This window comes from Pseudolysinimonas sp. (genome assembly GCF_039912695.1).
Taxonomy (GTDB): domain Bacteria; phylum Actinomycetota; class Actinomycetes; order Actinomycetales; family Microbacteriaceae; genus Pseudolysinimonas_A.
The window spans coordinates 42,116-65,113 of sequence record NZ_JBDSPJ010000013.1 but is presented as its reverse complement, the minus strand read 5'-3'; the positions used below and the strand labels follow the sequence as shown (position 1 = coordinate 65,113).

Sequence of the window (22,998 nt, the reverse complement as noted above, 5' to 3'; positions counted from 1 at the left end):
TGTGTCCAGGGCTGCTTCCTGGCTTGGAGACAGCTCTTCAGATACCATTACCGAGGCCGCCAATCGGTGGCCGATATACCCGGAGCAGGCCGGCATCGAAGCCTGGTCACCGGTGGTGGTCTTCCGAGCACTCGCGCGGAGCGCTTCTACTGTTGGCCAGATCGCCCCTGAAAACCTAGATCGCCGCCGAAAATTCAGCGGAATAATCTGGGGGCACTTCTGTGCATGCTCCTGCTTTTGGTTCCGATGCGCCCGCTCGCGGGCAAAACCAAGAGGAGTGACCCATGGAGGGTCCTGAAATCAAATTCGCTGAAGCCGTTCTCGATAACGGCAAGTTCGGCAAGCGCACCGTCCGTTTCGAAACCGGTCGTCTCGCACAGCAGGCACAGGGTGCCGTTGCCGCGTACATCGACGAAGAGACGATGATCCTGTCGGCCACCAGCGCGGGCAAGCACCCGCGTGACGGGTTCGACTTCTTCCCGCTGACCGTGGATGTCGAAGAGCGGTCCTACGCCGCAGGCAAGATCCCCGGTTCGTTCTTCCGTCGCGAGGGTCGCCCGTCGACCGAGGCGATCCTGGTCTGCCGTCTGATCGACCGGCCGCTGCGCCCGACCTTCGTTGAAGGTCTTCGCAACGAGGTGCAGATCGTCATCACCGTGATGAGCATCGCGCCGGACGAGTTCTACGACGCGCTCGCCATCAACGCGGCCAGCCTGTCGACCCAGATCTCTGGCCTGCCGTTCTACGGTCCGGTCGGTGGCATCCGTCTCGCCCTCATCGGTGACCAGTGGGTCGCCTTCCCGAAGTTCTCCCAGCTCGCTGAGGCCGTCTTCGACCTCACCGTTGCCGGCCGCCTGGTCACCGACAAGAACGGCAACGAGGATGTCGCGATCATGATGGTCGAGGCCGAGGCAACCGAGGGGAGTTGGGAGCTGATCCGCGCTGGCGCGACCAAGCCCGACGAAACCGTCGTCGCCCAGGGTCTTGAGGCCGCAAAGCCGTTCCTGAAGCAGCTCATTAAGGCGCAGCAGGAGATCGCCGACCAGGCGGGCAAAGCCATCCAGGAGTTCCCGCTGTTCCCGCCGTACCAGCAGGCGACCTACGACGCCGTTGCGGGGCTCGCCTACGACGAGCTCAAGGGCGTGTACCAGATCGCCGACAAGCAGGAGCGTCAGAACGCTGACGACATGCTGAAGGATCGCGTCAAGGGACACATCGCCGCTGAGGTTGAGGCGGAGCGCCTTCCGGCCACGGCCAACGCCGAGGTCAGCGCCGCCTACAAGTCGGTTTCCAAGAAGGTCATGCGCACCCGCGTGCTGACCGAAGGCATCCGCATCGACGGCCGCGGCCTGACCGACATCCGGGCGCTCGACGCCGAGGTGCAGGTCATCCCGCGCGTTCACGGTTCGGCGATCTTCCAGCGCGGTGAGACCCAGATTCTGGGCGTCACCACGTTGAACATGCTCAAGATGGAGCAGCAGATCGACTCGCTCGCCCCGGTCAAGAAGAAGCGCTACCTGCACCACTACAACTTCCCGCCCTACTCGACCGGTGAGACCGGCCGCGTGGGTAGCCCGAAGCGTCGCGAGATCGGGCACGGCTTCCTCGCCGAGCGCGCGCTCGTGCCGGTGCTGCCGCCGCGCGAAGACTTCCCCTACGCGATCCGTCAGGTGTCCGAGGCTCTCGGCTCCAACGGCTCGACGTCGATGGGTTCGGTCTGCGCCTCGACGCTGTCGCTGCTGAACGCCGGTGTGCCGCTGCGCGCCCCGGTCGCCGGTATCGCGATGGGTCTCATCTCCGACGAGGTCGACGGCGAGACGCGCTACGCGGCCCTCACCGACATCCTCGGTGCTGAAGACGCGCTCGGCGACATGGACTTCAAGGTCGCCGGGACCGCCGATTTCGTCACCGCGATTCAGCTCGACACCAAGCTCGCGGGCTTGCCGTCGTCGGTTCTGGATGGCGCGCTGAAGCAGGCAAAGGAAGCCCGCACGGCGATCCTCGCGGTCATCAACCAGGCGATCGACGGCCCGGATGAGATGGCGCCGACCGCTCCGCGCGTGATCAGCGTCAACATCCCGGTCGACAAGATCGGCGAGCTGATCGGCCCGAAGGGCAAGACGATCAACGCGATCCAGGACTCGACCGGAGCCGATATCTCCATCGAAGAGGACGGCACCGTCTACATCGGCGCCGTCGATGGACCGTCGGCCGAGGCCGCGCGTGCCCAGGTGCTCGCGATCGGCAACCCGATCAACCCGGAGGTCGGGGAGCGCTTCCTCGGCACCGTCGTGAAGATCGCGACGTTCGGTGCGTTCGTGTCGCTCATGCCCGGCAAGGACGGCCTGCTGCACATCAGCGAGGTGCGCAAACTCGCCGGTGGCAAGCGGGTCGAGAACGTCGAAGACGTGCTCGCGGTCGGGCAAAAGATCATGGTCGAGATCACCAAGATGGATGACAAGGGCAAGCTGTCGCTCGCCCCGGTCGTCGACGAGGCTGACGCCGCAGACACCGAAGGGTCGGACGCCGGCTCTGAGGGTCCGGGAGACGCCCCCGCCGAAGGGTGATCTTCAGCGCTTAACGAACGGATGCCGTCCTCCTTTGGGAGTTCTGAATGACAGAGTGCGGCATGGATGCCGTCCTCCTTTGGGAGGGCGGCATCCGTCGTTTTAAGCAGGTCAGTAGTAGATGACCGAACTGGTCGCCGCCGAAAGGACCGTGGTGACGCCGATGAGAAACCCGAGTGCGAGAAGCCCCAGCAGCAGGCCGAGCACGAGCGGCCGCCAGCGTGACGTGACCAGCAGAGTGCAGGCGATGATCGCGGCGTAAACGAACACGATCCCCACGAGGAACGGCAGCACGACGCTCGAGTCGGTGCCGGTCGCGCACTCCGGCGGCACCGGGTAGATCGCCGGGCAGACCGCGGCAGGGCGGGGGAGTGCCCAGAGGATGCCGATGGCCGCGAGCGCGAAGACGCCGGCCGGGGCAAGCCAGAGCACGAGACCGCGCGGAGCGGCTTGAGCGGGTGCGGCGGTGACGGTGGCCATGAGACATCCTCTCGGACTCCAGCGAGTCCCTTACCTATATAGACGCACCGTGTTCGCCGAACGTTGGGATGCGCGTCGTCGCGCGCCTCCGAAGAGTCCCCACAATGGGGGACGTAACGATTCGGCCACGTCGACCCATTTCGGGGAAACCCGGAGGTTACGCTGCCAACACGCCGGTGGAACCAAAGCAGGTACGTCGGCGTTGAGCGGGGGAGGAGGCGAGGGCATGAGCGAACACAGCAGCACCCCTGTCGCGACCCCACCGACCGGCGTGCCCGTGATCACAACCGAGCAGACGCGCGCGATTGTTGGATCGATGCCCGTGGCGACACGACGCCGGGTGAGCGACTCCGACCTCAGTGTTTTTCCGATCGCGATGAGCGGCAACGTCTTCGGGTGGACGGCGGATGCCAGTGAGAGCGAGCGAGTTCTCGATGTCTACGCGGCGCACGGCGGCAACCTCATCGACACGGCCGACAGTTACGCGGGCGGCCGCAGCGAGATCATCATCGGCAACTGGCTCCGATCTCGGGGGCACCGTGACGACGTCGTACTCGCCACCAAGGTCGGCAAGAGCGCCGATCATCCCGGACTCAGCGCGTCGGCAATTGAGGCTGCCGTCAACGCGTCGCTGCGCCGCCTGCGCACCGATCGGATCGACCTGCTCTACCTGCACCTGGATGAGCCTGAGGTGCCGTTCGACGAGACCTTGCTCGCCGTCGACGAACTGATCCGGGCGGGCAAGGTGCGCTACTTCGGAGCCTCTCACCACACCGGAAGCCGGCTCATCGAGGCACGGATCGCCTCCGCGCAGCTCGGCGTCGCCCGCATGGTCGCGCTTCAAAACCACTACAACCTGGTGTTCCGAACCGAGTATGAGCAGGGGCTGGCGCGGGTGGCGGCCGACCTTTCCCTGGGAGTCATGCCCCGGTTCGCACTTGCCGGTGGCTTCCTGACCGGGAAGTACCGCTCGAAGACCGACATTCTCGGCAACCGCCGCGAGTCGGAGGTCGCCCGCTTCCTCAACCGCTCAGGGCTCAAGGTGCTGCACACGCTCGACACCGTTGCCGCGGAGCACGAGCTTCCGCTTGCCACGATCGCGCTCGCCTGGCTGCTGAGTAAGCCGAACGTTGTCGCGCCAGTCGTCTCGGCGAGCACCGGCGATCAGGTCTTCGATCTGGTCGCCGCTGTTGCCGTATCGCTGACGCGATCACAGTTGACAGCACTCGACCGCGCCGGCGAGTAGACCACCCAGAGGGTGACTCGCCGACGCGGTCGGGAGTGAATCGTTGCTACGCGTTGACGCCCGGGATGTTGACGCGGGCGCCGTCGCCGAAGACGAACCAGATCACGAGCAGGATGATCGCGATCAACGTGAGGGCGACACCCCCGCGACGCGTGGTGCCCCGCAACGCGAGCTGGATCAGCAGGATGATCACGAGGATCAGGGCCAGCAGCGGTGTGGTGAACTCCGCGCCGCCGATCACGATCGGGAATCCCTTGATGAAGAGCGAGAGGAGGAACAGAACAGCGACGATGATCTCGACGACCGCGAGCACGGCAGCGCCGCCGCGTGCACGGATGACGCCATCGACCAGGGCAAGCACGCCGCCGACGGCGGCGACGATGAACATGAGGGTGAGGGCAAAACCGAAAGTGATTTCCATCATCCAACCTTTGCTGTCGGGCCACGGCAGGGTGCCGTGCGGACCCGATCCTAGCGGTGCCTGAGTACGCGCGTCCCCCTCTTGGGGTACGTCAATACGTCTGCTAGCGCTTCGCTTCCGCGATGAGTCGCTCGTACGTGCGGGTCAGGGCGGTCGAGGCCGCGATGGGGTCGCCGGCGTAGCCGCCACTCATGGCGCCGTCGCGTGCCAACACCAGTTCGTCGGCGGCGTCGCCGGGGAGGGGATGGCCGAGCGCGCGCGTCAGGCGCTCGAGGACCGTGTTGTACCAGTCGCGGTGCTCGCGCACGGCGACCCGCACCGGCGACTTCTCGTCGGAGAACTCCGCTGCTGCGTTAATGAACGGGCAGCCGCGGAAGCCCGGCGCCGCGATCCTGGCGAGGATGCCATCCCGAACTCCGCGTAGCGCGGCCTCAGCGTCGGGTGCGTCGGTGACGATCTTGGTGATCGATGCGACGAGTTGCCGGTGGCGGTAGCCGATGTAGGCCGCGATGACGCGGTCCTTGGAGCCGTAGTGCTTGTAGAAGGTCGCTTTGGTCACGTTGGAGGCGGCGATCAAGCGATCAACGCCGATCGAGCGGATGCTTTCGTCGTAGAACAGCTCGTCAGCGGTGAGCAGGATGCGCAGTTTGGCCGGCGCCTCAGGGAGCTCGGTCAGGGGCGGGTCGAGATCGATGATGAGGGACACGCAGGCTGCTCTCGGCTGGCGGACGGTGTAAAGCGGATCGGGCTGTGAGATCCGGCACAGGATCCCCGGGGGACGGACACTGTGCCGGACTAGCGCTGGTAACGCGTAAGCCAACTAGGCGACCATAACACAGGGGGACAGACAGATGTGTCTGTCCGCAAATCGTGGTGTTTCGAGCGTCGGTGACCGGCCGCGTGCGGATGACTTAGGCTCAACACGATGAACGGTGCTGTCGCGTTCCCACTCGATGTTCCCGAGCTGCGGATCGCCGCATCCGGGGGCTCCCTCGTGCGTCGAACGATCCTGCCGAGCGGGGCGCGAATCCTCAGCGAGCAGGTTCCCGGCTCGCAGAGCGCGACCATCGGATTCTGGGTCGCCGTCGGATCGCGCGACGAGCAGCCGATCACCTACGGCTCGACGCACTTTCTCGAGCACCTGCTGTTCAAGGGCACCACCAGCCGCACGGCTCTCGACATCGCGGTCTCATTCGACGCCGTCGGCGGCGAGCACAACGCGATGACCGCCAAGGAATACACCTGCTACTACGCCAAAGTGCGTGACCAGGACCTTCCCATGGCCGTCACAGTTCTGGCCGACATGTTCACCTCATCGCTTCTCGATGCCGACGAGTTCGAGAGCGAGCGCGGGGTCATCCTCGAAGAGCTCGCGATGGCCGACGACGATCCATCGGATGTCGTCAGCGAGCGGTTCTTCGAAGCCGTCTTCGGCGAACATCCCCTCGGCCGTCCGATTGGCGGCTACCCGCACGCGATCACGGCAGTCACGCGCGAGGCCGTCTTTGAGCACTACCGCGCGAACTACCGGCCGCAAGATCTCGTCATCTCGGTCGCCGGAGCGGTCGACCACGACCTCCTCGTCGCCTGGGTGATCGCCGCGCTCGAGACCGCGGAGTGGAACCTGACGGTCGACGCTCGTCCCGTGGCACGGCGTGACCCCACCGTCGACTTGATCGAACGCGGGAGCCCGCTCGTGATCGCCGACCGGCCCACCGAACAGGTCAACCTGCTGCTCGGCGTCGCGGGTCTGCCCGCGTCCGATCCTCGGCGGCCGGCGCTCACTGTGCTCAATTCGGTGCTCGGCGGGGGGATGTCATCCCGACTCTTCCAGGAGGTCCGCGAGAAGCGCGGCCTCGCGTACTCGGTCTACTCGTTCGCGGCGTCGTACGCTGACGCCGGCGTCGTCGGCCTGTACGCGGGATGCTCGCCGAAAAAGGCAACCAAGGTCGGCAAGCTCATGCTCGATGAATTTCACCGGTTGGCTGACGCGGGAATCACCGACGACGAGCTGACGCGCGCACGCGGCCAACTCGGCGGAGCCTCGGCTCTTGCCCTGGAAGACTCCGACACCCGCATGACACGACTCGGTCGTTCCGAGTTAACAATGGGGGAGTTCGCTGACCTCGACGAGATCCTCCGTCGCCTCGACAGTGTCACAGCCAACGATGTGCGCGACCTCGCGGCTGAACTCGCCTCGCGGCCCCTGTCGATCGCGGCGGTCGGTTCAGTCGATGAAGGTGCCCTCGCAGCCCTCGACGGCGACACCCCTGCAGCCTGATCCGACACATCCCCTGAAGTCCCACCCGCAGTACTGCCCGGCAAGGAGAACCGCTCGCCATGCCATCCCGCTATCTCTACCTGGTACGCCACGGCGAGCAGAAAGATGCCGAACACGGCCTGCCCGACGGTCCGCTTTCGAAGCGCGGTGTGAGCCAAGCTCAAGCGATCGCTGAACGTCTCGGCGATGTGCCGTTCACGGGTGCCTGGACCTCGCCGCTGCAACGCGCTCGGGAAACGGCCCGCATCATGACCGAGCGGCTTCCCTCGCTCACGCCGGAGCCGTCGGCGCTCTTGATGGACTGCATCCCCTCAGGCCCGGCGCCCGATATGCCCCACGCCTTCGAGCCCTTTTTCGGCGCGATAACCGAACAAGAGATCGAAGCCGGCGAAGCGCAGATGGCCGACGCGACAGGCGAATGGATGGCGCCCTCCCGCGAGGATCGGCACGACCTGCTGATCACGCACAACTTTGTCATCGGATGGTTCGTGCGAGAGGTGTTCGACGCACCTCGGTGGCGCTGGCTCGGGATCAATCAGGCCAACGCTGGGCTCACGATCATCCGAGTCAGATCGGCGAAACCGCCGGTGCTCATCACGCACAACGATCTCGGCCATCTGCCTCGCGAACTGCGAAGCGGACTGCCGCAAGAACAGCCCTACTAGAGCCCCACCCCGCGAGTCATCGGACGAGGATGACGCGCGGCAACCCCCGCCAGGCGGAGTCGGTCGTCAGGACGTCTTGGTCGAGTCGAGCGGCCAGCGCGAGGCACAACCTGTCGCCGAGCGACAGTCCCGAACCGGCACTCCACAGTGTGGCCGCCCGTTCGCCATCCGCCTCAGTGACAGCTTCGATGCGGATGCCGTAGCTAAGCAGCAGCTGCCGCGCGAGAGGCCAGTCACCGCCGGCCTGCCTGACCTTTTGTGCGACCTCGGACCAGTTGGCTGCTCCGCAGATCGCCTCGGCGAGTCGAGCCTGGACTTCCTGAGCGCCAGCCTCGCCTTGAAGGAAGGCGAGCAGAGCGCTCGCATCGACAACGGTCACGCCACGGCGTCTTCGCGAGCGGCGGCCGCACGGCGTTCGGCGAGCAGATCGGCAACCAGGTCGTGACCGGCAAGTTGCGATCGGATCGCCGCCAGCGCGGCATCCTGCGACAGGATCAGCAGGCCGTCTTTCGCGTCAGCCCCCTCGAGCGCGATCAAGGTCGTGCCCTCCACCCAGCCGAAACGTTCTCGAACGTCGACGGGCATCACCGTGCGGCCCTTGTCGCCGACGCGGATCTGGTGGGTGGGACTCATGATGGGACAGTACCACCAGCGATTGCGCATTCCCACTGCGACTCATCGGCTATCGGCCCTACAACTGAACGCGGGATTCGGGGACTAGAGCGGCTTCAAAAACCAATGCGTGGCGTTCGGGTTGTCGTTGTAGGGCTCGACCTGCTCGTAGCCGGAGGTGCGGTACAGGTTCTGGGCCGCCTCGAGTCGTTCGTTGGTGTCGAGCACCACCTCGGTCGCCCCGAGGGAGGCTGCGCGTCGTTCCAACTCGACGACGAGTGCGCGGCCGAGACCGGTTCCGCGCGCTTCGGGCCGCACCCAGACGTGCTTGAGTTCGCCGCGCACCGGCGACAGCATCCTGACCCCACCGCAACCCACCGGGGAGTCGTCAACCTCGACCACGAGGAAGACACCCGCGTCGCCTGCGAACAGCGCCGGGTCGGGACGGAAGGTGTGGTAGCCCGGCATCCCGAGTTCGCGGCTGGTGAAGTATTCGCCGAGCAACTCGTCGGCGACGGGTGAGTCGGTCGGCGTCGGGATGAACTCGGGCATGAGACGACTCTAAGCTCAACACCATGGCAACCAAGGTCGCCGTCGTCGGCTCTACCGGGCGGATGGGCGGACTCGTCACGCGGCTCCTCGCGGAGAGCGAAGACTTCGACGTTCACGCGCGCATCGGTAGGCACGACCCGATCGACCGCGTTGAGGGTGCCGACGTCGTGATCGACGTGAGCGTGCCCGCGTCCTCGCCGGAGGTCGTCAACGCCGTCCTTGATCGCGGCATCCCGATTGTGGTCGGTACCTCGGGCTGGACCGCAGACCGGATCGCGCCGATCGAGCGTCGCCTGGCAGCGGATGCGAACCTCACCGCATTCTTCATCCCGAACTTCTCGCTCGGGTCGGTGCTCGCGACCCGGTTCGCCGAACTCGCAGCCCCGCACTTCGGCTCGATCGAAATCGTCGAAGCCCATCACGCGGGCAAGACCGACTCGCCGTCGGGCACCGCCATCCGCACCGCTGAGTTGATCGGTGCCGCGCGCGCCGACCTCGGTCCGGTCGCGGCCCCCCACGCCGACCAGCGTGCCCGTGGCCAGCAGGTCGCCAGCGTGCCGGTGCACTCCCTCCGCATGGCGGGAATCGCTGCCCGGCAGGAAGTCATCTTCGGCGGAACGGGCGAGACCGTGCGGATCATTCACGAAACGCTGTCCGACGAGTCGTACGAGCCCGGCATCCTGCTGTCTCTGCGGGAGGCGACGATTCGGACGGGCCTGATCGTCGGCCTCGGTCCCCTTCTCGGGCTGTAACTGTGCGCACGCGTTTAGCCGTCGCACTCATGGTGGCGCTGCTGGTTCTGTACCTGGTGTTCGCCATTCGGTATGGAGTGTTTCTGGTCAGTGTGGGTCAGCCCATCCCTGTGGCCATGGGGATCGCGCTGTTCGTGCTGCCGCTGATCGCAGCTTGGGCCCTTGTCGCCGAACTGCTCTTTGCGGTGCGCGCTGAGCGGCTCGGAGTACGTCTCGAAACTGAGGGGGGGATGCCGACCGAGCACCTGCCCCTCACCCCCAGCGGGCGCATCGAACGCCAGGCCGCGACGGATCTCTTCCCGACCTACAAGGCGGCGGTTGAGGCTGCGCCGGAGGACTGGCGTTCCTGGTTCCGCCTGGGTCTTGCCTACGACGCGTCGGGTGACCGTCGGCGCGCGCGGTGGGCCACCCGTCAGGCAATCCGCCTGAGTCGCGCTTAGGCGCTCAACGCCGCCGCGACGGCTTTGTCGATGGTTCGGTGCTTCCACTCAAATCCGTCACCCTCGAGCTTGGCGGGAATGACGCGCACGTCGTTGAGCAGAAGATGCTGACCTGCTTCGCCCATCCCGAGGCGGATCGCCCATGCGGGCGCTGGCACGATGCGCCAGCGCTTCATGAGTTTCGCGAACGCCCGGGTGACCTCGTCAGCGGTCGCGGGAACCGGGCCGGCCAGCACCACGGGACCGTCGAGCGACGAGTCGAGCAGATGCACGATCGCGCGAACCTCATCCTCGAGTGAGATCCACGGCCAGTACTGCCGGCCCGATCCAAAGTTTGCGCCGAGGCCGAACGCGGTGAGCAGCCGCACCGGTGCCATCCCGCCCTCGCGCGCGACGACGACGCTGCTGCGAAGGTTCACCACCCGAGTGGCCGACGGCGCGAGCCGCGAAGCCTGCTCCCAGGCGAGCACGAGCTCGGGGATGAACCCTTCACCGCGCGGGGAGTCGTCGTCGAGGCGCTCCCGCGGGCGGTCGCCATAGATGCCGATCGCCGAGCCGCTCAGAAAGACGGGCGGCGGGGACGACATCCCGGCCATCGTCTCGGCGAGAAGTTGAGTGGTCGAGATGCGGGAGGTCAGCAGTTCGCGGCGGTACCGGGGAGTCCAGGGGATGCGGGCGATCGACGCGCCGGAGAGGTTGATGACAGCGTCGACCCCGTCGAGGACGGCAGGGTCGAGGCGCCCCGCGGCGGGATCCCACTCGAGTTCGTCGGCCGTCCGGGGTTTGGCGCGGACGAGGGTCCGCACGTCGTCGCCGGCCGCCCGCAGCGCGGCAACCAGCGGGCTGCCGATCATCCCGGATGCACCCGAGACGACAATGCGCCGGGCGACCGAAGACATTAGGCCAGGCCCGCCTCAAGGGTGATCGGAACGCCGGAGAGCGCCTTCGACACGGGGCAGTTCTGCTTAGCGTCCTCGGCGAGCGCGTGGAATTCATCCGGCGTGATGCCCGCAACCTTCGCGCTGACCAGAAGGTGGATGCCGGTGATCCCCTCGCCGGGCTGGAACGTCACCGCGGCAGTGACCTGCAGGCTCTCGGGCGCATGGCCGGCATTACCGAGAGCGTTCGAGAACGCCATCGAATAGCAGGCCGAGTGTGCTGCGCCGAGCAGCTCTTCGGGGTTGGTGCGGCCAGGGGCGCCCTCGGAACGGGCCTGCCAGGTAACCGGAAACTCGCCGGCATCCGAGGAATCGAGACTCGTCGTGCCCGAGCCGCTCATCAGATCGCCAAACCAGAGGGTCGTCGCTTCAGAAGTGAGTGCCATGAGTCGAGACTACGTGGCGTGTCTGCCGTACGTGTCGTGTCTGCGGCATCGCCGGTCCGAGGACGGATATCGTGAGGGCCGTGTCTGAGCCGAACCCCGACGCTGTGTCGTCAAACGCTGTGCCGTCAAACGCTGTGCCGTCAAAGTACGAAATCCAGTTCCGTTCCGACATGACAGTCGAGTTGGTGCGCTCCAGCGCCCATGACTCTGACGTCGTGTTCGCTGCGCGAGTGTCGACGATGGGGGAGCAGACCCTCGAGGAAGCCGTCTCTGGCGTCGAGGCTGGATCCAAAGACAAGGGCCTCATCAACTTCCTGATGCGCGACCGCCACGGCTCGCCGTTCGAACACAACTCGATGACCTTCTATGTGCAGGCGCCGCTGTTCGTGTTCCGGGAGTTCATGCGCCACCGCATTGCCTCGTACAACGAAGAGTCGGGTCGCTACCGCGAGATGCGTCCGGTCTTCTACGTGCCCGGCCCCGAGCGCAACCTCGTGCAGATCGGCAAGGCCGGCGCCTACGACTTCATCCCCGGAACCCCCGAGCAGACCTCCCTTGCCGTGGAGTCCGGCAAGGCTGTCGCGACCTTCGCCTACGCCGAATACCAGAAGCAATTGGACGCCGGCGTCGCCCGCGAGGTGGCCCGCACAGTTCTGCCGCTGTCGCTGTACTCGTCGATGTACGTGACGATGAACGCCCGGGCGCTGATGAACTTCCTGTCGCTGCGCACCAAGCGTCCCGACTCGCACTTCCCGTCGTTCCCCCAGCGCGAGATCGAGATGGTGGCCGAATCGATGGAGGCGCTGTGGGCGCCGCTGATGCCGCTTACTCATGCGGCGTTTGAGTCGGGTGGCCGTGTCGCCCCCTGACCCAACGGCTGCGCCGTTGGAGGTCGAACACATCGTGCCCCGCAACCCATGGATTGGGCTGGGGTTCGGCATCCTGCTGCTCATCTCGAGCGTGCTGGGCGTCGTGGTCTTGATCCTGCGGTGGGACGACGTGCTGACGGGTGACATATCGGGGCGGGCCTACGGATTCGTCGTTCTGTCTCCGCTGACGTTCGCGCTGTGGGGAGGTTTCGTTTTCGTGCGTGGATTCCTCGGGATGCGGGCCTGGAACGAGTACCACGCTCGCACGACGCCCGAGCAGCGCCGGGCGGACTTCATCAACCGTCACGACGTGAAGTTGTGGCAGTTCGTCACTTTCGGAATCCTCGCGCTGGCCGGGCAGATCGCGCTCTTCGTCTTCGCCCACCCCTGGCACGGCGTCGCGAGCGCTGCCGGTTTCGTGCAGATCCAGTTGTTGCTGTTCGTCGTCTGGGCGGCGTGTCTCGGCATCACGGTGCAGGTGCTGCGTGCGCGTCAGCTATTCGCGGCTGCGCATCCCCGGTGAGTTGTGCGAGAAAGGCAGACGGGTTCGGGGAGATAGACAGACCGGTAGCCTGAAGTCGTGACTCAAGAGAATCCGTTCGGACAGGTGCTCGTCGCGCTCGTGACCCCGTTCACGGCCGACGGAGAGGTGCACTGGGCCGACGTCGAGAAGCACATCGACGACCTCATCTCACACGGTGCGGACGGCATCGTTGTCACCGGCACGACGGGGGAGACCAGCACCCTGACGGACCCCGAGAAGGTCAAACTCGTCGAGGTCGCCAAGAGCGTGTCGAATGGGCGGGCGACCGTCATCACCGGCGGTGGCTCTAACGAGACGGCCCACGCGATCGAGCTCTACAAAAAGAGCGAGAAGGCCGGCGCTGACGGGGTCATGATCGTCACGCCGTACTACAACAAGCCAACGCAGGCAGGCATCCTCACGCATTTCCGTATGGTCGCCGACGCCACCGATTTGCCGGTGATTCTCTACGACATCCCCGGGCGTACGGGGGTGGAGATCAAATACGAAACGATTCTGCGCGCCTCGAAGCACCCCAACATCCTGGCTGTCAAAGACGCCAAGGGCGACCTCAGCGAGGTCAGTCGCGTGCTCAACCAGACCGACCTCCTCTACTTCGCGGGCGACGACGGCAACGCGTTGCCGACCCTCGCAATCGGCGGCACCGGACTCATCGGTGTCACCGCGAACATCGCCCCGGCCACCTACCGTGCGATGGTGGATGCCGTGAACGCCAACGATCTGCAGGCCGCTCAGGCGGCGCACAAGGCACTCGAACCCCTGGTCCGCGCGACGATGACCCACGTTCCGGGTACCGTCGCGGCGAAGTACATCCTCCACGGCTTTGGCCGTATCACGAGTCCGCGCGTGCGGCTCCCGCTTGTCGGCCCCGAAGAACACGAGGCCGCCCTGATCGAAGACGAGATCGCTCTAGTGCACGACATCCCCGGTATTGACCCGAAGCAGTTCCGTCCCGACGCCAACGCGGCGGCGGGTGGCGCACTGCCCAAGGTCGCTGGGACGACCCGGTAATGGCGACCGAGCTCTTCGACCCGCCCGCGCTCGCCGCGGGGACCCTTCGCGTCATCCCGCTCGGCGGGCTGGGCGAGATCGGCCGCAACATGACGGCCTACGAATACGACGGCAAGATCCTCATCGTCGATTGCGGGGTGCTGTTCCCGGAGGAGCACCAGCCCGGCGTCGACCTGATCCTGCCCGACTTCACGCCGATCCAGTCCCGCCTCGACGACATCGTTGGCGTGGTGCTCACGCACGGTCACGAGGATCACATCGGGGCAGTTCCCTACTTGCTGCGGCTGCGCAAAGACTTGCCCCTAATGGGGTCGCGCCTGACGCTCGCTCTCGTTGAGGCGAAACTCAAAGAGCACAAGATCGCTCCGGTGACCCGCGTCGTTAAGGAGGGTCAGACCGACAAACTCGGCCCGTTCGAACTCGAGTTCGTCGCGGTGAACCACTCCATCCCAGATGCGCTCGCCGTCGCCATCACGACCCCCGCCGGTGTCGTCTTGCATACCGGTGACTTCAAGATGGACCAGTTGCCGCTCGATGGCCGCATCACCGATCTGCGTGCCTTTGCGCGCCTGGGTGAGCGGGGTGTCGACCTCTTCCTTCCCGACTCCACCAATGCCGATGTCCCCGGTTTCACCCCGCTCGAGCGCGACATCGGCCCGGTTCTCGCGAACGTGATCGCCCGTGCCCGCAAGCGCGTGATTGTCGCGTCGTTCTCGAGTCACGTCCACCGTGTCCAGCAGGTTCTGGATGCCGCGGTCGCCAACCAACGGCACGTCGCGTTCGTCGGTCGTTCGATGGTGCGCAACATGGGCATCGCCGCAGACCTCGGGTACCTCCACGTGCCCGCGGGAGTGCTCGTCGACCTCAAGACGGCGATCGATCTGCCCGACGACCGTGTCGTATTCATGAGCACCGGTTCGCAGGGCGAGCCGATGGCTGTGCTCGCGCGCATGTCGAACCAAGATCACCAGATTGAGGTGGGGGAGGGCGACACCGTCATCCTTGCCTCGAGCCTCATCCCCGGCAACGAGAACGCCGTCTACCGCGTGATCAACGGCCTCACCAAACTCGGCGCGACTGTCGTCCACAAGGGCAACGCGAAGGTGCACACCTCGGGCCATGCCGCCGCGGGGGAGCTGCTCTACTGCTTCAACATCATTCGTCCGAAGAACGTGCTGCCGGTGCACGGCGAGGCACGCCATCTGCGCGCCGCCGCCGATCTCGCGATCGAAACGGGTGTTCCCGCTGCGCACGTTTTCGTGGGCGACAACGGCATCGTGGTCGATTTGAAAGATGGCGTCGCGTCCGTCGTTGGGCAGCTCGACATCGGCTTCGTCTACGTCGACGGCTCGACCGTCGGTGAGATCACTGATGCTGACCTGAAAGACCGTCGAATTCTCGCTGAAGAGGGGTTCATCTCGATCTTTGTCGCGATCGATTCCCAAACCGGCCGGGTGATCGTCGGGCCCGAGATTCAAGCCCGAGGGTTTGCTGAAGACGAGTCGGTGTTTGATTCGGTGAAGCCACAGATCCTGGCTGCGCTGACCGAAGCGGCACGCAGCGGTACTCACGATCAGCACGGCTTCCAACAGGTCGTGCGTCGCACTGTCGGTCGGTGGGTCAACACGCAGCACCGTCGTCGTCCCATGATCATCCCGGTCGTGATCGAGGCGTAGCCGCGATCACTTAAGTAAGGAGCCAATGATGACTACCCCTCTTACGATGTCGCGGACCAGCCCGTTTGCGGGCATCCCCATCTCCGACTTCCTGCGTGACGCGTTTGCCGCGACGCTGCTGCTGGTCTCGTTCGCGATGGCCTGGAACAGCACGGGAGATGCGACCGCGCACATCGAGGTCATCCTGATCACGTTGCTGAGCGTGTTCTCGCTCTCGATCACCTACCTCGCCCGCGCCGGCGTCTTGCCGCCGACCGCAACGGTGCGCACGGTGTGGCTGATCAGGGTCCTCGCCAACCTGCCGTACCTGGTTCTGGTTGTGGTCTACGTGATCATCGACGCGATCTCCGCGTCGGGCTCGGTGCCCGGCGGAATCGGCTTCGCGATGACCTTCGGGCTGGCCGGCGCGATCATCGCCGCCCAGCCTCGTCAGGCAGAAGTCAAAGCTCTCCAGCACGGCTCTGCCATCGGCGAGACCTGGTACCGCATCGTCGTCGGGTTCGGAATTGTGGGGCTCCTCCTCGTCGTCGTCAACCTGGTGCTCATTCTGGTCAGCATCCTGCCCCAGCTGTCGTACTTCGGATCGCCGCTCTACGTCGTCATCGTCCTCATCGGTTCGTTCTTCTACCTGGGTGCTCTCGGGGCGCTGTTTGCCGGGATGCTGCTACGCAGCGAAGCGGGACGGCTGACGGCCCTCGCCATCGGCGTCTCGGCACTCGGCGCCGTTTTGATCGACGTCTTCAGCCAGCGGGTGCTCTCGAGCGGTGGCCTGGAGTCGCTCACGACGCCTGTCTTCGGCGTGCTGATCTTCGGATCGCTGGCCGCGCTCGCATCCGCACCGCCGGTGAAGCTGGCGATGCGGCCGGTCGACCCGCTCACTGCCTGGGTTCGGGCCGCATCGAACCTTCTGATCGCGACTGCCGTGCTTGCGCTGTACACGACGCTCATCACCATCCTCACGCTCATCGTGCTGGCCTCGACGGGGCGGGACTTCGGCTTCACCGGCTTCGGAATCGGCATCATCGTCGTGACGGTGCTGATGGCGCTGGCCGCGATCGTGGGGCGCTCCCTGCTGGCAGGCAACCAGCCGTCGGCCCGAGTTCTGGTTCTCGGCATCTCGGGGCTGCTGCTCGTGCTCGGAATCGTCTTCGTGGTGATCGCGACGAACGCGGGCCAGTCGCTGGGTTCGGTCGGTGCCAGGATCGGCATCCCTGACCTGGTGCTCGCGTTCGGCCTCCCGATCGCCATCGCCTCCTTCCTCACGATTCCGGCTTCGGTTCGCGCACACTACGGATCGCTGTTCGGCGCGATGGGCGCTCCGCGCTCCTACTCCGACCTGATCGACCAGGTCGCCGCGACCGAGACGGTCGCGCCGATTCACGCCGACACGGCAGCGCCTCCCACCGTGTACACGGCGGCGCAGGCGAGCGACCCGGCGACGTCTGCGTCCGTTCTTTTTCAGATCGCGCAAGCCCAGCCGGAACTCCGCAGGAACATCGCGGCGAACCCGTCGACGTATCAGGGTCTCCTCGATTGGCTGGGAGCGCTCGGCGACCCTGAGGTCGACGCGGCGCTCAAGGCTCGCTAGGTCGGCCTTTCGAACTATCGAGTTCACCGCGAGTCATCCTCGCGGCTGACGCTGGTCGGCGGGGCGCGCTCCTAGAGTCAACCTGCGCTGACGTCCGTGGGTCTCGAATAGTTGGGATGCGATTCGGTCGTCAAACTGATTCGATGAGATGACCGTGTTTCGCCGGCCGGCACCCACCTCGCAAGGAGACCCGTATGTCCGTCATCCGTAAGCGGATCTTCTCGATCCTCGGACTCGTGGTCGCAGCAGCGATCGCCGTCGCCTTGATCAAGCTCGCCTTCTTCGGCGCCTCGACAGTCGCGGCTGGCGGCGATGTGCCGACCGGCGAGGTCGTCGACCCGCAGGTCACCGTGATGCTCGGCACCGTCAGCAACGACGTCGTGTTGAGCGGAACCGTCAGCGCTGACGACGCGGTGCCGGTCAAGGCGCCCCTCGACGGGGTTGCGACAGTGGATGTCGGGGTCGGTGACGTCGTCGAGGCCGGCCAGCAGATTGGCAGCATCAAGGGCACCAACTCGAGCGGGCGACCCATCAGCGTCGCGGTGGATGCCCCCGTTGCGGGCACGATCTCGGCGCTCTCCGTCGTGACCAACCAAAACGTCACCGCGGGCGCTGCCTGGGCCAACATTGCGCCCCCGGGGTTTTACGTCACGGCTTCGGTACAGCCGGTTGACCGCTACCGGCTGATCACGGCGCCGACCGAGGCGCAGGTCACTGTTTCGGGCGGGCCGGCTCCCTTCACCTGCACCAACCTGACCGTGACGACCCCGCTTGCCGGGTCCGGTTCAGGATCAGGCGATCCTTCGGGCGATCCCAACGGTGCCGCCGCCCCCGGCACCACGGCGCGCTGCGTCGTCCCGGCGGATGTGACCGTGTTCCCCGACCTCGTGGCGCAGATCACGATCTCCGCCGGAATCTCGGAAAACGTGCTCGTCGTTCCGGTGACATCGGTGCTCGGCGCCGCAGAATCCGGAGTCGTCTACGTCGTGAAGCCTGACGGCACCATCGAGGAACGTCCGGTCACCCTCGGCCTCTCTGATGGCTTCAACGTCGAGGTGACCAGCGGGCTCACCGAGGGTGAGGTCGTGTTGCAGTTCGTCCCTGGAGCCCCAGCCAGTGACCCGAGTCAGCCGGGCGGCGGCGGTCCGGTCATCATCAACCTTGGCCCCGTCAACGGCTCGGGAACTGACGACGGCTCCGGGACCAAGTAGATGGCCTTCGTCGAACTCGAAGGCGTCACCCGGTCTGTTGATCTTCCCGACGGTGGTCGCCTCGACATCCTCAAGGGCATCGATCTGAAGGTCGAGATCGGTGACCACGTGAGCATCGTGGGTCGCTCGGGAAGTGGCAAGTCGACGCTGCTGAACCTGCTCGGCCTCATCGACACCCCAACCAGCGGTCGGCTTGAATTCGATGGCACACCGCTCGACAAGCTGAGCTCCGGCGAACGAGATCGAACGCGCGGGCGGGATGTTGGGTTCATCTTTCAGCAGTTCAACCTGTTGCCGGGGCGGACCGCGCTCGAGAATGTCATGACCCCCTTGCTCTACGCACCCGGCGAACAATTTTGGAAGCGGCAGACTCGCGCGAGCGAAATGCTCGATCGGGTGGGTCTGGGTGCGCGCCTGAAGTCGACGCCCGACCAACTCTCGGGTGGTGAGCAGCAGCGCGTCGCGATCGCGCGGGCGCTGGTGCGCGGGCCGCGGCTGATCCTCGCCGACGAGCCGACCGGCGCCCTGGATGTTGAGACCGGGGAAAGCGTCATGCGGCTGCTTGACTCAGCGGCCGAGGCATCCGGTGCTGCGCTGATCACGATTACCCACGACCCGAACGTTGCGGCCGTTGCACGTCGCCACTACCGCCTCGACGGGGGAGTGTTGCACCAGGTAGCTGCTGCCCAGGTTCACGGTCTTGCTGCGAGCGGAGCGACCCTGTGAGTGAGATCGCCGCCGCGGAGAAGCCAGCGAAAAGGCCGCCCAAGAAACCAGCCAAGAAGCCTTCGAAGAAGCAGCGTGCCCCCGGAACAGACGGTCGCGGCACTCGACTCTGGACGGGGTTTGTCGGGGGTCTCGTCGAGGCCTGGGCCGAGGTGCGCGTGCACCGCACCCAAGTGCTGCTCAGCCTGATCGGCGTCGTGGTGGCCGTGACCACGCTGACCGGAGTCGTCGCTGCCGGAGCGATCGCCACTCAGTCGTCGACCGAGAGCCTCGAGCGCCAGGGTGGCCGACCGGCCACCCTGTACGTCAGCGCCTACAACTCGATGACCGGCGCCAGTCCGACCCGGGCTGCGATGGATGTCGCCTTTGCCGAGGTCGTGAAGCGCTACGGCATCACGTACACGTCGCGGACCAACTTCGGCGGCCTGTCGTTCCAATTTCCTGATGGCGTGGTCGGCGCGCAGGTGATGGGCATCGATCAACCGTACGCCGCGATGCATCGCGTCGGGATGGCGCAGGGCTCCTGGTTCAGCGCGAGCGACACCCAGCGGCTCGCCCCCGCGATTGTGGTCAGCGAGGAAATCTGGACTCGGCTCGGTTCGCCCGCGCTCTCGTCGCATCCCACCATCCCCATCGTGTTGCCGACCGGCAACGTGACCGCCGTCATCATCGGCATCACGCCCGCCCAGTCGCCCGACGGCAGCTACCTGTTGGCCTATTTGCTCAACGACGACTACGACAGTTTCGTGACGCAGGACCCGAACTTTGCGTCGCCGCCCAACTACGAAGCGTGGGTGCCGCCGGCTGCTTCGGATGCCCTCATCCCACTCGTCCAGCGCGACATCGCCGCGCAGCTCGGTCAGAGTTGGGAGGTCAACGTCTCCCGGCAGGACTATCTGGCCTACCAAACCGAAGACCCGCTGTTTCTACTGAAGGTCATCCTGATCGGAATCGCAGTTGTCGTGATGGTGCTCGGCGCTCTTGGCCTCCTCAACATCGCCCTCGTCTCGGTGAAGCACCGCGTCCGCGAGATCGGCATTCGGCGGGCGTTTGGGGCGACGGCAGGCCGGGTGTTCTTCTCGGTCCTAATGGAGAGTGTCGCTGCGACCTTCGTCGCCGGCGTGGTCGGTGTGATCCTGGCGATCCTGCTGATCAAGAATCCGATTGCCGACGGCATCATCGCGCAAGGCGTTCAAGACGTCCCGGGCTTCCCGGTCGAAGCCGCCCTGATCGGAATCGGGGCGGCGACATTGGTCGGCGCACTCGCCGGGCTGATTCCCGCACTGGTGGCCCTGCGCGTGAAGGTGATCGACGCGATCCGGTATTAGCGGCCGGGTGTCGCTCCCCGGAGGCGGGGGAGTGCGCAGGTACCGTGACGGAATGGCCACCAGCACCCGGTCGACGAGTGCGCGCGCCCGAAGCGGCAGCAGCGCGAGATCGTCGAGCGCTTCGGCCACCAAGCGCTACCCCCGGGGTCGCACGCCCACCCCGGCTCGCTCCGAAGAATCGGGACTGCTGAGTTCGATCTGGCTGGGTCTCGCGCATGCTGTCGGCGGCGCGGCGCGGTTGTTCGGCAAGGAAACTCTGGCCAAGGACGAACGTCGCGACGGGGTGCCCTTTCTGCTGATCGTGCTCGCCATTGGTGGCGCGATTGTGGAGTGGTTCACCCCGACCCAAGAGGTCGCTGTCGCGCTCGACGCCTATACCTTTGGGGGGCTCTTTGGCAGAGTCGCCTTCGCCCTCCCGGTGATCATGCTGGTGTTCGCCGTCTGGCTGTTTCGGCATCCGTCGAGTGTTCACGACAACGGCCGTCTCGGCATCGGCCTGGTGCTACTGCTGACCAGCGTCAGCGGGCTCTGCCACCTCTTCGGTGGGCAGCCGCAGCCCTCGGCGGGCGCCGTCGCGATGGCTCACGGTGGCGGCATCCTGGGGTGGGTTGTCGCCCAACCGTTCGTCACCATCGGTGCCGGGTGGCTCGCGGTTCCCCTGGCCGCCGGTCTCATGCTGCTGTCGCTGTTCATCCTCACGAAGACCCCGCCGAGCCGGATCGGCGCACGTCTCGGTGAGGCGTACTCCTACCTGTTCGGTGCCGAGTTGCCGCAGCGCGCCGCGAAGCCTGCCACCGAAGAACCCGATCTCGGCACGATGTCTGACCTGGGTTTCGAGCCGACAGATCCGGCGTCCATGCCCTGGTGGCGCAAGGCGAAGAAAGACAACGTCGCCTTCGAGACCCCCGTTGTTGCGTTGGATCAGCTCACCGACGTCATCGCGCACAGTCCTGGGTCGCTCGATCTCGAAGCCGAACTTCACAAGGCAGAGGATGCCGTGCGCCGGTTCACCGGAGACGTCACCCCCGGCGCGCGCGGGCTGCGGTCGGACGATTTCGCGTCAACACCTCAGGAACTCCCCGATCCCGAAGCCGTGGTCGTCGGTCGGCACTCGCCCGCGTCTCGTCGGCCGTATCGGTTGCCGGCGGCATCCCTGCTGGTTCCGGGCACGCCGCCCAAGAGTCGCACCGCGGTGAACGATGAGGCGATCGCAGCGATCACCGGGGTGCTCGGGCAGTTCCAGGTCGACGCAAAAGTCACCGGATTCAGCCGCGGCCCGAGCGTCACGAGGTACGAGATCGAGCTCGGACACGGTGTCAAAGTCGAGCGCGTCACAGCACTCGCCAAGAACCTCTCGTACGCGGTCGCGTCGAACGAGGTGCAGATCCTCTCGCCGATCCCCGGCAAGAGTGCGATCGGCATCGAGATTCCCAACAAGGACCGCGAGACCGTGAGCCTCGGAGACGTGCTGCGCTCGAGCGCGGCGGCCCGGTCGCTGCACCCGATGACGATCGGACTCGGCAAAGACGTCGAGGGTGGCTTCGTCGTCGCCAACCTCGCGAAAATGCCGCACCTCCTCGTCGCGGGCGCGACCGGATCCGGCAAGTCGTCGTTCATCAACTCGATGATCACGAGCGTGCTGATGCGCGCCAAGCCCGCCGAAGTACGGATGGTGCTCATCGACCCGAAGCGCGTCGAACTCGCCGCCTACCAGGGCGTGCCCCACCTGATTACCCCGATCATCACGAACCCCAAGAAGGCTGCCGAAGCGCTCGCCTGGGTCGTGAAAGAGATGGATCTGCGCTACGACGACCTCGCGTCGTTCGGCTTTCGCCACATCGACGACTTCAACCGTGCCGTACTCGCGAACGAGGTGCAGCTGCCGGTCGGATCCCAGCGACAGTTGCAGCCCTATCCGGACCTTCTGGTCGTGGTCGACGAGCTCGCCGACCTGATGATGGTTGCCCCTCGGGATGTCGAAGAATCGATCGTGCGTATCACGCAGCTTGCGCGGGCATCCGGCATCCATCTCGTCCTGGCGACGCAGCGTCCCTCGGTCGACGTCGTGACGGGTCTGATCAAGGCGAACGTGCCATCCCGCCTCGCTTTTGCGGTGTCGTCGATGACCGACAGCCGTGTCATCCTCGATCAGCCCGGCGCTGAGAAGTTGATCGGCCAGGGCGATGGGCTCTTCCTCCCGATGGGCGCCTCGAAGGCGATTCGTGTGCAGGGCGCCTGGGTCACTGAAGACGAGATCCACGCTGTCGTGCAACACGTGACAGCGCAGGCTCGGCCCGAATACCGACAGGATGTCGAAGCCGTCGTTCAGCAGCGCGAGGTCGACGGCGACATCGGCGACGACCTCGATGTGCTGTTGCAAGCCACAGAACTCGTCATTACGACGCAGTTTGGGTCGACCTCGATGTTGCAGCGAAAGCTGCGCGTCGGGTTCGCCAAGGCCGGCCGCCTGATGGACCTCCTCGAGTCGCGTCAGATCGTTGGACCGTCAGAGGGATCCAAGGCACGCGACGTTTTGGTCACTGTCGAGCAACTCCCGGAGGTGCTCGCAATGCTCCGCGGCGGGCCGGCTCCCGGATCGGCCGGGTCGTCGGCCGCATCCATGGGTTCCGATACCAACTACCCTGAAGTGCAAGGCGACTCGGACGAGGACGCGTGGGGGCTGACCGGGCGGGAGTGACTGTGAC

At 65.7% G+C, this 22,998-nt stretch carries 23 protein-coding genes; 15 read left to right on the top strand and 8 right to left on the bottom strand.

The annotated features are described in order from the left end of the window. Window positions 1-284: 284 nt before the first annotated feature. Window positions 285-2,567, top strand: coding sequence for a polyribonucleotide nucleotidyltransferase (locus ABIR17_RS04230; RefSeq protein ID WP_348003111.1), 2,283 nt, complete (start codon window positions 285-287; stop codon window positions 2,565-2,567). A 111-nt stretch (window positions 2,568-2,678) separates the two neighbouring features. Here the strand turns inward: ABIR17_RS04230 and ABIR17_RS04225 are convergent, their stop codons facing one another. After that, a complete protein-coding gene (locus ABIR17_RS04225; RefSeq protein WP_348003110.1) occupies window positions 2,679-3,047 on the bottom strand; it encodes a hypothetical protein in 369 nt (122 codons plus the stop codon). A 226-nt stretch (window positions 3,048-3,273) separates the two neighbouring features. Between ABIR17_RS04225 and ABIR17_RS04220 the strand changes: the two genes are divergently transcribed. Next, the gene (locus tag ABIR17_RS04220; RefSeq protein ID WP_348003109.1) at window positions 3,274-4,293 is read left to right on the top strand and encodes an aldo/keto reductase; all 1,020 of its coding nucleotides are present in this window, start codon (window positions 3,274-3,276) and stop codon (window positions 4,291-4,293) included. Between the two features lie 46 nt (window positions 4,294-4,339). Here ABIR17_RS04220 and ABIR17_RS04215 read toward each other — a convergent pair whose 3' ends face one another. Beyond that, window positions 4,340-4,714 (bottom strand): hypothetical protein, encoded by a 375-nt coding sequence (locus tag ABIR17_RS04215; RefSeq protein ID WP_348003108.1) that lies wholly within the window; start codon window positions 4,712-4,714, stop codon window positions 4,340-4,342. A gap of 103 nt (window positions 4,715-4,817) precedes the next feature. After that, the gene (locus tag ABIR17_RS04210; RefSeq protein WP_348003107.1) at window positions 4,818-5,420 is read right to left on the bottom strand and encodes a TetR/AcrR family transcriptional regulator; all 603 of its coding nucleotides are present in this window, start codon (window positions 5,418-5,420) and stop codon (window positions 4,818-4,820) included. Between the two features lie 219 nt (window positions 5,421-5,639). Here ABIR17_RS04210 and ABIR17_RS04205 point away from each other — a divergent pair, with 219 nt between their 5' ends. Further along, window positions 5,640-6,995 carry a pitrilysin family protein gene (locus ABIR17_RS04205; protein WP_348003106.1) on the top strand — a complete coding sequence of 452 codons (1,356 nt, stop codon included), beginning with the start codon at window positions 5,640-5,642 and terminating at the stop codon, window positions 6,993-6,995. Window positions 6,996-7,054: 59 nt separating this feature from the next. Further along, window positions 7,055-7,660, top strand: a complete 606-nt coding sequence (locus ABIR17_RS04200; protein WP_348003105.1) for a histidine phosphatase family protein — start codon at window positions 7,055-7,057, stop codon at window positions 7,658-7,660. A 16-nt stretch (window positions 7,661-7,676) separates the two neighbouring features. On the opposite strand, the gene ABIR17_RS04195 is transcribed toward ABIR17_RS04200, so the two are convergent. The 3 genes from ABIR17_RS04195 to ABIR17_RS04185 all read right to left on the bottom strand — a co-directional run bounded on the left by ABIR17_RS04195 (window position 7,677) and on the right by ABIR17_RS04185 (window position 8,824). Further along, entirely contained in the window at window positions 7,677-8,039 is a 363-nt protein-coding gene (locus tag ABIR17_RS04195; protein ID WP_348003104.1) for a type II toxin-antitoxin system VapC family toxin, read from the bottom strand. Then, window positions 8,036-8,293 carry an AbrB/MazE/SpoVT family DNA-binding domain-containing protein gene (locus ABIR17_RS04190; protein WP_348003103.1) on the bottom strand — a complete coding sequence of 86 codons (258 nt, stop codon included), beginning with the start codon at window positions 8,291-8,293 and terminating at the stop codon, window positions 8,036-8,038. Before ABIR17_RS04190 ends, ABIR17_RS04195 begins: the two co-directional genes overlap by 4 nt. A gap of 84 nt (window positions 8,294-8,377) precedes the next feature. Beyond that, on the bottom strand, window positions 8,378-8,824 hold the full coding sequence (locus ABIR17_RS04185) for a GNAT family N-acetyltransferase (RefSeq protein ID WP_348003102.1): 447 nt from the start codon (window positions 8,822-8,824) through the stop codon (window positions 8,378-8,380). A 23-nt stretch (window positions 8,825-8,847) separates the two neighbouring features. Here ABIR17_RS04185 and dapB point away from each other — a divergent pair, with 23 nt between their 5' ends. Next, a complete protein-coding gene (gene dapB / locus ABIR17_RS04180; protein ID WP_348003101.1) occupies window positions 8,848-9,576 on the top strand; it encodes a 4-hydroxy-tetrahydrodipicolinate reductase in 729 nt (242 codons plus the stop codon). 2 nt (window positions 9,577-9,578) lie between these two features. After that, the gene (locus ABIR17_RS04175) at window positions 9,579-10,016 is read left to right on the top strand and encodes a tetratricopeptide repeat protein (RefSeq protein WP_348003100.1); all 438 of its coding nucleotides are present in this window, start codon (window positions 9,579-9,581) and stop codon (window positions 10,014-10,016) included. Here the strand turns inward: ABIR17_RS04175 and ABIR17_RS04170 are convergent. Together ABIR17_RS04170 and ABIR17_RS04165 are read right to left on the bottom strand one after the other, a co-directional pair. After that, window positions 10,013-10,915, bottom strand: a complete 903-nt coding sequence (locus tag ABIR17_RS04170) for a TIGR01777 family oxidoreductase (RefSeq protein ID WP_348003099.1) — start codon at window positions 10,913-10,915, stop codon at window positions 10,013-10,015. The two genes, ABIR17_RS04175 and ABIR17_RS04170, sit on opposite strands and share 4 nt — an antisense overlap. Beyond that, window positions 10,915-11,340: an OsmC family protein gene (locus ABIR17_RS04165; protein ID WP_348003098.1), complete on the bottom strand. Its 426-nt coding sequence runs from the start codon at window positions 11,338-11,340 to the stop codon at window positions 10,915-10,917. Before ABIR17_RS04165 ends, ABIR17_RS04170 begins: the two co-directional genes overlap by 1 nt. A gap of 170 nt (window positions 11,341-11,510) precedes the next feature. On the opposite strand from ABIR17_RS04165, the gene thyX reads away from it, so the two are divergent. From thyX to ABIR17_RS04120, 9 genes are all read left to right on the top strand, one after another. Beyond that, window positions 11,511-12,209: an FAD-dependent thymidylate synthase gene (thyX, locus tag ABIR17_RS04160; RefSeq protein WP_348003272.1), complete on the top strand. Its 699-nt coding sequence runs from the start codon at window positions 11,511-11,513 to the stop codon at window positions 12,207-12,209. Further along, the gene (locus ABIR17_RS04155; RefSeq protein WP_348003097.1) at window positions 12,196-12,732 is read left to right on the top strand and encodes a hypothetical protein; all 537 of its coding nucleotides are present in this window, start codon (window positions 12,196-12,198) and stop codon (window positions 12,730-12,732) included. Before thyX ends, ABIR17_RS04155 begins: the two co-directional genes overlap by 14 nt. A 57-nt stretch (window positions 12,733-12,789) precedes the next feature. Further along, window positions 12,790-13,764 carry a 4-hydroxy-tetrahydrodipicolinate synthase gene (gene dapA, locus ABIR17_RS04150; protein ID WP_348003096.1) on the top strand — a complete coding sequence of 325 codons (975 nt, stop codon included), beginning with the start codon at window positions 12,790-12,792 and terminating at the stop codon, window positions 13,762-13,764. Further along, entirely contained in the window at window positions 13,764-15,440 is a 1,677-nt protein-coding gene (locus ABIR17_RS04145; RefSeq protein WP_348003095.1) for a ribonuclease J, read from the top strand. Before dapA ends, ABIR17_RS04145 begins: the two co-directional genes overlap by 1 nt. Before the next feature lie 28 nt (window positions 15,441-15,468). Then, window positions 15,469-17,028, top strand: a complete 1,560-nt coding sequence (locus ABIR17_RS04140; protein ID WP_348003094.1) for a hypothetical protein — start codon at window positions 15,469-15,471, stop codon at window positions 17,026-17,028. Window positions 17,029-17,222: 194 nt separating this feature from the next. After that, the gene (locus tag ABIR17_RS04135; RefSeq protein ID WP_348003093.1) at window positions 17,223-18,239 is read left to right on the top strand and encodes a hypothetical protein; all 1,017 of its coding nucleotides are present in this window, start codon (window positions 17,223-17,225) and stop codon (window positions 18,237-18,239) included. Continuing rightward, entirely contained in the window at window positions 18,240-18,965 is a 726-nt protein-coding gene (locus ABIR17_RS04130) for an ABC transporter ATP-binding protein (protein WP_348003092.1), read from the top strand. Continuing rightward, window positions 18,962-20,293 carry an ABC transporter permease gene (locus ABIR17_RS04125; protein ID WP_348003091.1) on the top strand — a complete coding sequence of 444 codons (1,332 nt, stop codon included), beginning with the start codon at window positions 18,962-18,964 and terminating at the stop codon, window positions 20,291-20,293. The genes ABIR17_RS04130 and ABIR17_RS04125 overlap by 4 nt, the downstream gene beginning before the upstream one ends. Window positions 20,294-20,345: 52 nt before the next feature. After that, window positions 20,346-22,991 (top strand): DNA translocase FtsK, encoded by a 2,646-nt coding sequence (locus tag ABIR17_RS04120; RefSeq protein WP_348003090.1) that lies wholly within the window; start codon window positions 20,346-20,348, stop codon window positions 22,989-22,991. Window positions 22,992-22,998: the final 7 nt, after the last annotated feature.

Excerpts from the sequence above, each read along its gene's own strand:
- ABIR17_RS04230 (WP_348003111.1), top strand. The coding sequence starts at position 285 with ATGGAGGGTCCTGAAATCAAATTCGCTGAAGCCGTTCTCGATAACGGC.
- ABIR17_RS04225 (WP_348003110.1), bottom strand. The coding sequence starts at position 3,047 with ATGGCCACCGTCACCGCCGCACCCGCTCAAGCCGCTCCGCGCGGTCTC.
- ABIR17_RS04220 (WP_348003109.1), top strand. The coding sequence starts at position 3,274 with ATGAGCGAACACAGCAGCACCCCTGTCGCGACCCCACCGACCGGCGTG.
- ABIR17_RS04215 (WP_348003108.1), bottom strand. The coding sequence starts at position 4,714 with ATGGAAATCACTTTCGGTTTTGCCCTCACCCTCATGTTCATCGTCGCC.
- ABIR17_RS04205 (WP_348003106.1), top strand. The coding sequence starts at position 5,640 with ATGAACGGTGCTGTCGCGTTCCCACTCGATGTTCCCGAGCTGCGGATC.
- ABIR17_RS04200 (WP_348003105.1), top strand. The coding sequence starts at position 7,055 with ATGCCATCCCGCTATCTCTACCTGGTACGCCACGGCGAGCAGAAAGAT.
- ABIR17_RS04190 (WP_348003103.1), bottom strand. The coding sequence starts at position 8,293 with ATGAGTCCCACCCACCAGATCCGCGTCGGCGACAAGGGCCGCACGGTG.
- ABIR17_RS04185 (WP_348003102.1), bottom strand. The coding sequence starts at position 8,824 with ATGCCCGAGTTCATCCCGACGCCGACCGACTCACCCGTCGCCGACGAG.
- dapB (WP_348003101.1), top strand. The coding sequence starts at position 8,848 with ATGGCAACCAAGGTCGCCGTCGTCGGCTCTACCGGGCGGATGGGCGGA.
- ABIR17_RS04170 (WP_348003099.1), bottom strand. The coding sequence starts at position 10,915 with ATGTCTTCGGTCGCCCGGCGCATTGTCGTCTCGGGTGCATCCGGGATG.
- ABIR17_RS04165 (WP_348003098.1), bottom strand. The coding sequence starts at position 11,340 with ATGGCACTCACTTCTGAAGCGACGACCCTCTGGTTTGGCGATCTGATG.
- thyX (WP_348003272.1), top strand. The coding sequence starts at position 11,511 with ATGACAGTCGAGTTGGTGCGCTCCAGCGCCCATGACTCTGACGTCGTG.
- ABIR17_RS04145 (WP_348003095.1), top strand. The coding sequence starts at position 13,764 with ATGGCGACCGAGCTCTTCGACCCGCCCGCGCTCGCCGCGGGGACCCTT.
- ABIR17_RS04140 (WP_348003094.1), top strand. The coding sequence starts at position 15,469 with ATGACTACCCCTCTTACGATGTCGCGGACCAGCCCGTTTGCGGGCATC.
- ABIR17_RS04135 (WP_348003093.1), top strand. The coding sequence starts at position 17,223 with ATGTCCGTCATCCGTAAGCGGATCTTCTCGATCCTCGGACTCGTGGTC.
- ABIR17_RS04130 (WP_348003092.1), top strand. The coding sequence starts at position 18,240 with ATGGCCTTCGTCGAACTCGAAGGCGTCACCCGGTCTGTTGATCTTCCC.
- ABIR17_RS04120 (WP_348003090.1), top strand. The coding sequence starts at position 20,346 with ATGGCCACCAGCACCCGGTCGACGAGTGCGCGCGCCCGAAGCGGCAGC.